2 protein-coding genes are annotated in these 10,875 nt (G+C 61.6%); one reads left to right on the forward strand and one right to left on the reverse strand.

What is annotated here, in order from left to right:
* The first annotated feature begins 69 nt into the window (after window positions 1-69).
* Window positions 70-7,086: an NEL-type E3 ubiquitin ligase domain-containing protein gene (locus ACU680_RS04935; RefSeq protein ID WP_448178808.1), complete on the forward strand. Its 7,017-nt coding sequence runs from the start codon at window positions 70-72 to the stop codon at window positions 7,084-7,086.
* Between the two features lie 50 nt (window positions 7,087-7,136).
* Here the strand turns inward: ACU680_RS04935 and metH are convergent, their stop codons facing one another.
* On the reverse strand, window positions 7,137-10,847 hold the full coding sequence (gene metH, locus ACU680_RS04940) for a methionine synthase (RefSeq protein ID WP_448178809.1): 3,711 nt from the start codon (window positions 10,845-10,847) through the stop codon (window positions 7,137-7,139).
* Window positions 10,848-10,875: the final 28 nt, after the last annotated feature.

A 10,875-nucleotide genomic window follows, 5' to 3' on the forward strand; every position in this document is an offset into this window, starting at 1 on the left:
ATAACTATGTACCGCAGGTCACTGCGGCGGACATGGTGTCCTGTCCTCCCATTTTTCAGGAGAGACAGGATGTCCACTCATCCCCCGACATTGCCCCGCGCACCGGTCAGCGCCAGCCTTCACGGCAAGCTGCTTGAGCAGATGATCCCCGATTGGCTGATTGCCGCCACGCCCGCCCGGCGAGCCGCGATGAAAGCAGTCAATAGCCGGCCAGCGCACGGTTATCACGAATTCCCGAATGATCAGCAGCAAGCCTTGAAAGACTGGGTCACGGCGGCCTTTGTCGCCCAGACCCGACTCGACAAGACCATGGCCGGCCTTGAAAGCGTCGATGCATTTGCCCAGGCGCTGCTCGGCAAGGCACTCAAGGATCAGTTCAACGTCACGGTCGATCTCGGCAAGACCTTGCTGTGTCTCAGACGGCCCCTCGAACTCGGGGTGCTGGAGGTGGAGGTTTCCACGTTCGAAGTGCTGAAGCTGCCCTTGCTGCAAGCGGTGTTGCACAACTTCGAGGCCGCGGAATGCGAAGCGGGTGCCTATCACCCCAAGTCCGGTTTCGTGGTCGAGACAGCGACCCCAGGCGAGTTTCAGGCAGCAGAAATCGGCATCACGGTCAGTCAGTTTCTGACCCTGTGTCGTTCGCTGGACGTCGGTGCCCGTTATCAGGCACGGATCAAAGGGTTTTTCGAAAAAACCGACGCCTTGCGCCAACAATTCATTACCAGCCAGAAAACCGCGCTGCGTGCCGCCGCTGAATGGGCGCTACTGAAAAAGGACATCGAGCCCGCCGACTACCAGATGATTTTGTCGGTGGTGGACGGCCAGATCCATCCGCAGCTCGGCGGCAAGGCTGTCTGGTTTCGTGATCTGAGCCTGATGAAGCGGCGGATGACCGGTTGCGTGGTGTTCAGCATCAGCGAGCGCTACCGCTATACCAACGAGTTCATCGTCTACATCCCCCATGACCCGCAACACCCGCTCAAGCGTTACAGCAGTGCGCAGATGCGTGAGGTGTTCAAACGCAAGTTCACGGCCACCGACCCTGCAGCTACCGGGCCAGGACCGACCGCTTACCAGCAGTTTTTCAGTCAGTTCGTCGCTTATGCCGACCGTCCTTACTATTTCAGTCAGTTCACCCAAAAGGCAGCAGATTCCCCGAGTGACCCGTTGCATTCGATCTGGGTCAAGGTCGCACAGCTGATGCCGCCACTGTCCACCATCGCGCGTATCAAGGAGCTGCCACCTGAAGCCCCCGGCAAGCGCGAGCCGCAGCCTGACCCGTATCTCGACCCGTTTGGCATCACGCGCAAAGGCGTTGCCGGAATCTGGGCCGACAACACGGATCTGTGGCAATACCTCTACGAAGAGCACCAGGCCAAATTCATCGCCGACGCGCGCGCCCACGCCGTCCCCACGGCGGACGTCGATGCCAGGGTACGGGCAGAAAAGCTCAGTCATCTGCTCGAGTTCGGCATGCTGGCGTTGAACATGGTGTCGATGTTTGTCCCGGTCCTGGGCGAAATCATGATGACCGTGATGGCCGGGCAGCTGCTCTATGAGTCGTTCGAAGGCGCCATCGAATGGTCGGAAGGCGATCGCCAGGCTGCCAAGGCGCATCTGGTCGATGTGGCGCAGAACCTCGCGCTGATTGGCGTGATGGGCGCAGTCGGCAAGGGCGCAGGGCGACTGCGTGCGGCCTCCGCCGAGCCGGTGATCGAGCATCTGCACCCGGTCGAACGGCCCGACGGCTCGGTTCGCCTGTGGAAACCTGATCTCGATGCCTACGTCAGCGATAGTGTCCTGCCTGCGACTGCCGTGCCCGATGCGCAGGGCGTGTATCGATTCGACGGCAAGACCTTCATTCGCCAGCAGGGCAAGGTCTACCAGACGCACTACGACGAGCCCTTGAAAAGCTGGCGCATCCGCCACCCGCATGATCCTGCGGCGTATCAACCGATCCTTGAGCACTACCGACTGGGCGCCTGGCGCCACAACCTGGAGCGACCGCTGAGCTGGGATCGACTGACCCTGCTGCGGCGCATCGGTCACTCGACTGAGGCGTTTTCGGATGCGCAACTGCTCGAAATCGCCGATGTCAGTGGGGTCGGTGATGATGCCCTGCGTCAGATGCACCTCGATCATCAGCCGGCGCCACTGGCCCTGGCCGACACCCTGCGTCTGTATGAGGCGGATCAGCAGGTCGGGCGGCTGATCGATCAGGTCGAACGAGGAACTGCCCTGGACGATTCGTATCTGCTGACGCTGCCAATGCTCACGCAAATGCCGCGCTGGCCGAGCGGGCAGATCCTGCAAATCTTCGACGCAGCGCAGTTGTCCGGCCCCAGCCGGCTGTTCGGCGCGGAATCAGGCTCTATCGAGGGCCAGGTGCACACGCCGATCCAGGTGACCCGCGCCGAAGTGCTCGACGGCCAATTGCCTGAGCGTATTCTGGCAGCGCTGGATGAGTCGCAAACACGTTGGCTGCTGGGTGCCGAGCCGGCGCGTGTCGTCGAATCCCGGCCTTTGGAACTGCGCAAACAGATCGCCGATTACCTGCGCACCCGGCAACCCGCAATGTTCGACAGGCTCTATGACGAACTCGCGTTGAACGACCCGCGAATCGCCAGGCTACAAGACGCCACACCGGGGTTGGGCAGCTCGGCGGCTATCCGTGTGCTGCTGGAGGCGAATGCCGAGGAATTGGCACGCCTGCAAAACGCTGAGCGGGTTCCGTTGCGGCTGCTGGAGCTCTCCCGTGAATATGCCCGGCAGCGCCGCTTCAACCACGCGGTCGCTGGCCTGCACAGGGAGAATCCGGGCGGCAGCGAAAGCCAATGGCTGGCCTTGCGCGCCCTGGAACGGCTGCCGGGCTGGTCGGACGAGGTGCGTCTGGAGGTGCGCGAAGGCAGTTTCGACGGGCCGTTGATCGACAGTATCGGCAGCGAAAGTGCCGTCCAGACCAAGTACCTGGTCAAGCGCGGGCCGGTCTATCAGGCGTACAACGAGCGCGGCGAAGAGCTCAACAGTGTTCCGCGTCACGGCGACAACTTCCTCGCCTCAATCCTCCACGCGTTGCCCGACCAGTCGCGACAGGCCCTGGGGTTCGCCCAGGTTACGCGCAGCGCCGGACTGCGTCGGGCGCTGATCCGGTATGTGGCCCGCCACCGTAGCGAAATGGCTCGTCTGGCGAGCAAACGCCAGGGCCACAAGAAGCGCTTCAAGGCGCCAGTGCGGGTACGCCAGCACGGGCTGGGTTATTACGCCAGCGGTCGCGGCGAAGGCGTCAACCCGCTGCTGGTGACGCGCGTGCAGGACGTGTATCCGGCGCTGACGGATCAGCAGGCGGGCGGGTTCATCCTCAAACAGTTGGCTGCCGGGCGGACTGACGCGCAGATTTACGAGCTGTTGCAAAGGCGCCTGCGTGAATGGCAGGCGCTCGAATCGACGCTGGCGCAATGGGAAGGTGTGCCAGCCCCGGAGCCGACGCTGCAATCGATGATCGGCGGCCGATCCAGCGTGGTGCGCAGCCTCAAGCAGAGCTGGCGCAAATCGCCGCTAGCTGATAGCCAGGCCACCGCCGCACGCCTCGATCTGACGTGCGACGACCCGTTGCCGGTACTGACGGCGGATTTCTCGCATGTGCGCGATCTGCGAATCCGGGGGCGATGCATCACCGATGCCAACGTCGATGAGTTGTTGGGCAGTTTCCCCGGGCTCAGGGCGCTGCGCATCAACGCCACCGCAGAAACGTTCACCAACGTGCCGGCGGTGTTGCAGAACCTGCCGGAGTTCACTGACCTGACGCTCTACTGTGCAATGCCCTATGCCGCCGACATGCCTGCACGGCTGGCTCAGTTGACCCGCCTTGAAGCATTGAGTGTCAGCACGTCGAGCTATCAGCCACTGGCCTTCGACGTCAGCGGCATGCGTAACCTGCGCACGCTCGACATCGTCGCCTATTCATTGTTCGACTGGCCTGCGGGTGTCCTGGAATTACCAGCCCTGGAGCGTCTGAATCTCAGAGACACGGGGATCAGCAGCGTGCCGCCGACATTGTTGCAGGGGCATGGAAAACTCTGGCCGGGGCTGTCGCTGGACTGGTCAAGATTCTCCCGGGAAAATTTCGCGGGTGTGTACGAATACGTCAAGACCCATCCAGAACACCTGATCGATCGAGAGACGATGGTCAGGGATTATTGCCGTGGTGAATTGCGGCGCCTGGGCGAGGGCGTGAATCAATCGCCGGAGGGGGTGTTCAATCGTTTCTTCGAGCAATGGCCGGATGAGCAGCAGCGTTTCACCGCGATCAATGCCTTGAGTGATCAATTCGCTGCGCTGGCGAGTGAACTCAATCAGTGGCAGCAGCGCGTGGTGGTGTCGGCAGAATCGCTGCGCGAACTCATCGCGCGATCAAACCTGGCCCAAGTCCTCAAAACCAGTTGGCGCAAGGGCATGTTCAAGCGCTATGGCGCGACGCTCAGCGCTTCGACCGTGGATTTGTCGGGGTTGATGCTCAGCGAACTGCCGGTATTGCCCGCTGACGCGTTTGCGCATGTGCGCACGCTGCTGCTCAGCGGCCAGCGCGTTGCCGCCGCGCAGGTGCGCGGTTTTGTCAGCGCATTCAGCGAAGTGCGCACCCTTGATCTGAGTGACAATGCCTTGCACGAATGGCCGATCGAGTCGCAGGGGCTTTCGCGCCTGGTCCACCTCGACCTCGCCGACAATCTGTTGACCGATACTTCACGCCTGCAGAGCGGATTGAGCGCATTGCCGGCGCTCGAACAGCTGAATCTGCGCAACAATCCGTTAAGCGAACTGAACGTCGACAGCCTGCAGCGATTGAAGGCTCTCGACCTGCACGGAACACACTTGCAGCAGTGGCCGGCAGGGGCCGAAAGTCTGCCACAACTGTCGTGGCTGGATCTGCGCGACACCCGTATCGGCACGCTGCCGCCTGCCGTGCTCGAGAGCACCGCACTGCTCAATTCCAACCTGAGCGGTGCCCCTCTGACCGCCGCAGCGTCGGCCGACCTGCGTGTGGCGCAACGGCGGCTCGAGCACACCATCGGCCTGCCTGAGGGCGCGCTGGATGCGTTTGCCCGGCAACCGGTACCGGCGACTTTTCCGCCGGTGGAGAACGGTGTGTCTGTGGCCCGCCAGTTGCTGCCGCTGACGCCGGCACCGGTCAGTTCCGGGCTGACATGCATGCGCCAGAACCTGCAGCGGTTGCAACCGGCCTTTACCGACGAACACGCCATGCAGATGATCGAGGCGCTGCGTAACGAGGGTGCGACCGATGTGCAGATCGGCGAGCGGATCACGGGCTGGAGCCAGACGTTTGAAACCCTCGTCCGCCGCCTCAATGGCTGGCTGTATACCCGGGAAACCCGTGGTGTCGACTGGGTCATCTCCTCGCAATCGCGCAGCCTGGCGGCGTGGCGCATCCTCACCTGCTGGCGCGCAAGGTTATCGGTTCCCGGGGTTGATGCGGTTCTCGATCTCAACGGTCTGCAATTGGGCGATTTACCGCCAGTGCCCGAGGACTTCGGGCATGTCGGCAGCTTGAACCTGACAGGCACACGAGTGACGGCCGAGGGCAGTAACGGGTTTCTCAAATCTTTCTCTCATCTGCGTAATCTGACCCTCAATGGCAATGAACTCACAGCGCTGCCTGATGGCGTCCGGCAAATGCCGGAACTTGAGCGGCTTGAACTTTCCAGCAACAACTTCAGTGACAGCGAGCATCTGTATGATGCGCTGTCCGGCCTGGAGCATCTGCAGACCCTGGACCTGAGCTACAACCACCTCGAGGCGTTCGACGTCAGCTATTTCGAACATTTGCGAAGTCTGGATCTGCGCAACAATAACCTCGCCGAGTGGCCGGCTGGGGCGTTGGATGCGCAACACCTGCGGACACTGAACCTGAGTCGCAACGACATCACCGCCGTCCCCGAAGAGGCGTTGGACGGTCAGCACGATGAGCTGATGGACGGCACCGACCTGACTGACAACTACAACCTGTCGGAGGACTCTCTAGACAGGCTCAGAACCTATCAGGCTGCGGGTCAGCGTCAGCGAGTGCTCGGTTTCTCGCGATCCGATCTGGAGGAAATGGCTGACGACGTTGCCGGCGGGCTCAGTGAAACCACTGACAGTATCGAGTCCGACGAAACCCTCCCGGGCGAACAGGCCCATGCGCAACAGAAGGCGCCGTGGCTGGCGAATCTGCCGGCGGAGCAGGCGTCTGCGCGAGACATACTCTGGGATCAACTCGCGGCGGAACCGGATAGCGCGGCATTCTTCCATTTGCTTGACCGATTGCAAGACACCCAGGAGTTTCGGGTGGCCAACGCCGATCTGACCCGACGGGTGTGGATGGTCATGGAAGCGGCGGCCGCCAACAGTGAGCTGCGCGAGGTGATTTTCGCCGGCTCGGCCACACACGGGACTTGCGTGGATGGGCGCATCCTTACGTTCAGTGGTCTGGAGAGCAAGGTCTTCACCTACAACGCCTTGCTCGATTTACCGGCCGGCCGCCCGGGAATCCGCGGCGAGGCCTTGTTGTCCCTGTCGCGGCAGCTGTTCCGGCTGGACAAGGTCGATGAACTGGCAAAAGCCGCGGCTGCGCGCAGTGGTTTCGACGAAGCCGAGGTCCGTCTCGGTTACCGGATCGGTCTGACCGGGGGCTGGGACGATGGACTGGAATTGCCCGGGCAGCCGAAAAACATGAAATTTGCCTCCGGTGTCACCCCGCAGCAGTTGGTCAATGCGCGCGCCGAGGTGGTTAACGCGGAACGCTCCGACAGATTTCTGGAGGACCTGATCCAGCGCGACTACTGGCTGGACTATCTCAAGGAGCAGCAGCCTGAAGCGTTCAGGCAAATGGATGAAGTGCAGTTGATGGAGGAAGGCGAGGACGAAGCGTTGAGTGCTGACGATCCGCTGTATCTGAGCAGGCTGTTCGATCAGGCGGCCGCGCGAAATGCCAGGCTCATCGAATTGTCGCGACGGGAGATCGAACAAATCGGCTTGTCTGCCGGCAACGCACAAATGCCCGGTTCCTCCGGGCAATTGTCAGGCGGGTAAAGCCCGGTGAATGGTCAATCCCCGGCAGCTCCGGGGACTGACCGTTGCGCTTATTCGTCGTAACCGAGGTTCGGCGCCAGCCAGCGCTCGGTCACGCTCAGGTCCTGACCTTTGCGCGAGGTGTAGCTCTGCACCTGATCCTTGTCGACCTTGCCCACGGCAAAATATTGCGCCTGCGGATGGGCGAAGTACCAGCCGCTGACCGCTGCTGCCGGGAACATCGCGTAATGCTCGGTGAGGAACACGCCGCTGCGGCCAGCACGCATCTCGCTGGCCTCGGGGTCGAGCAGGGTGAACAGCGTGGCTTTCTCGGTGTGATCCGGGCAAGCCGGGTAGCCCGGGGCAGGGCGGATGCCGGAGTACTGTTCTTTGATCAGTGCTTCGTTATCCAGCACCTCGTCCTTGGCATAACCCCAGTGTTCTTTACGCACTTGCTGGTGCAGCCATTCGGCGCAAGCCTCGGCCAGGCGGTCGGCGAGGGCCTTGACCATGATCGAGTTGTAGTCGTCACCAGCGTCCTGGTAGGCCTTGGCGACTTCTTCGGCGCCGATGCCGGCGGTGGTGATGAACCCGCCGACGTAGTCGGTCACTTCGCTGTCTTTCGGTGCAACGAAGTCGGCCAGCGAGAAGTTCGGTTTGCCGTCGGTCTTGATGATCTGCTGACGCAGGTGATGCAGCCGCGCCATCGGCTTGCCGTCATCGCCGTACAGCTCGATGTCGTCGTCATGCACCTGGTTGGCCGGCCAGAAGCCGAACACCGCACGGGCGCTGATCAGCTTCTCGTCGATCAGTTTGGTAAGCATCTCGCGCGCATCCTTGTACAGTGCGGTGGCGGCTTCACCGACCACTTCATCTTCAAGGATGCGCGGGAATTTGCCGGCCAGATCCCAGGAAATGAAGAACGGTGTCCAGTCGATGTACTCGGCCAGAACGTTGAGGTCGATGTTGTCCAGCACGCGGGTGCCGGTGAAGGTCGGTTTGACCGGCGTGTAGTTGGCCCAGTCGAACTGTGGCTTCTTGGCGATCGCCGCCGCGTAGCTCAGGCGCTCGGTACGGGCGCTGCGGTTGGCGGTGCGCTCACGCACATCGACGTATTCCAGACGGGTCTTCTCGACGAAACCGGCCTTGAGTTCCTTGGACAGCAACTGCGTCGCCACACCCACCGCGCGCGAGGCGTCAGTGACGTAGACCACCGCATCGTTGCTGTACTTCGGTTCGATCTTCACCGCGGTGTGTGCCTTGGAGGTGGTCGCTCCACCGATCATCAGCGGCAGATGGAAATCCTGACGCTGCATTTCACGAGCCACGTGGACCATTTCGTCCAGCGACGGGGTGATCAGTCCGGACAGACCGATGATGTCGCACTTTTCTTCCTTGGCGACCTGGAGGATTTTCTCCGCCGGGACCATCACGCCGAGGTCGACGATGTCGTAGCCGTTGCAACCCAGCACCACGCCGACGATGTTCTTGCCGATGTCGTGTACGTCGCCTTTGACCGTGGCCATGAGGATCTTGCCCTTGGCTTCCGGCTTGTCGCCTTTTTCCAGCTCGATGAACGGGATCAGGTGCGCCACGGCCTGTTTCATGACGCGGGCGGATTTCACCACCTGCGGCAGGAACATTTTGCCGGCGCCGAACAGGTCGCCGACGATGTTCATGCCCGACATCAGCGGGCCTTCGATGACTTCGATCGGGCGCGCGAACGACTGGCGCGACTCTTCGGTGTCTTCAACGATGTGGGTGGTGATGCCCTTGACCAGCGCATGCTCCAGACGCTTGTTGACGTCCCAGCTGCGCCACTCTTCGGTCTCGGCTTCCTTGACGCTGCCGTCGCCCTTGTACTTGTCGGCGATGGCGAGGAGGGCGTCGGTGCCTTCCGGCGTGCGGTTGAGGATCACGTCCTCGACGGCGTCGCGCAGCTCCTGCGGGATCTGGTCGTAGATTTCCAGCTGACCGGCGTTGACGATGCCCATGGTCAGGCCGGCGCGGATCGCGTACAGCAGGAACACCGAGTGAATCGCTTCACGCACCGGGTTGTTGCCACGGAACGAGAACGACACGTTGGACACGCCGCCGGAACTCAGCGCATACGGCAGCTCGTCGCGGATGTAGGCACAGGCGTTGATGAAGTCCACAGCGTAGTTGTTGTGTTCTTCGATGCCGGTGGCCACGGCGAAGATGTTCGGGTCGAAGATGATGTCTTCCGGCGGGAAGCCGACTTCGTTGACCAGAATGTCGTAGGAGCGTTTGCAGATTTCTTTCTTGCGCGCTTCGGTGTCGGCCTGGCCGGCTTCGTCGAACGCCATCACCACCACCGCCGCGCCGTAGCGTTTGCACAGTCTGGCGTGATGGATGAACTGCTCGACGCCTTCTTTCATGCTGATCGAGTTGACGATGCCCTTGCCCTGAATGCACTTCAGACCCGCTTCGATAACTTCCCATTTCGAGGAGTCGATCATGATCGGCACGCGGGAGATGTCCGGCTCGCCGGCAATCAGATTGAGGAAGGTCACCATGGCCTTCTTCGAATCGAGCATGCCTTCGTCCATGTTGATGTCGATCACCTGCGCGCCGGCCTCGACCTGCTGCAGGGCGACTTCCAGGGCTTCGGTGTAGTTGTCTTCACGGATCAGACGGGCGAACTTGGCGGAACCGGTGATGTTGGTGCGCTCGCCGACGTTGACGAACAACGAGCTGCGATCGATGGTGAACGGCTCCAGACCGGACAAACGGCAAGCCTTGGGAATGTCCGGAATCTGTCGCGGCGCATAACCGGCCACGGCTTTGGCGATGGCTTCGATGTGGCCAGGTGTGGTGCCGCAGCAACCGCCGACGATGTTGAGGAAACCGCTCTGGGCGAATTCTTCGATGACCTTGGCGGTTTGCGCCGGCAGTTCGTCGTACTCGCCGAATTCGTTCGGCAAACCGGCGTTCGGGTGCGCCGAGACGTGGGTGCTGGCCTTGTTCGACAGCTCTTCCAGGTACGGACGCAGTTCACTGGCGCCGAGCGCGCAGTTGAGGCCGACCGAGATTGGCTTGGCGTGGGCCACGGAGTTCCAGAACGCTTCAGTGGTCTGGCCCGACAGGGTACGGCCGGACGCATCGGTGATGGTCCCGGAAATCATGATCGGCAATTCGATGTGCAGCTCTTCGAACACCCCTTGCACGGCGAAGATCGCCGCTTTGGCGTTGAGCGTATCGAAAATGGTTTCGATCAGGATCAGGTCGACGCCGCCCTCGATCAGGCCTTTGGTGGCTTCGGTGTAGTTTTCCACCAATTCGTCGAAGGTGACGTTGCGGTAGCCGGGGTTGTTGACGTCAGGCGACAGCGAGCAGGTGCGGCTGGTCGGGCCGAGCACGCCGGCGACGAAACGCGGCTTGTCCGGGTTCTCGGCGGTCTTGGCGTCGGCGATCTTGCGCGCCAGTCGTGCGCCTTCTACGTTTAATTCGTACGCCAGCTCTTCCATGCCGTAATCGGCCATGGAAATGCGCGTGGCGTTGAAGGTGTTGGTTTCCAGAATGTCGGCGCCGGCATCCAGATAAGCCTTTTCGATGCCGCCGATCACGTCCGGACGGGTGATCACCAGCAGGTCGTTGTTGCCCTTGACGTCACTTGGCCAGTCGGCGAAGCGATTGCCGCGATAATCCTGCTCTTCGAGCTTGTAGCTCTGGATCATCGTGCCCATGCCGCCGTCGAGTATCAGGATGCGCTCTTTGAGGGCTTGCTTGAGAGCTTGAAGGCGGACGCTGCGATCGGACATTGGGACTACTCGAAAAGACCATGACGAA

It is taken from the genome of Pseudomonas sp. LF020 (assembly GCF_053456425.1).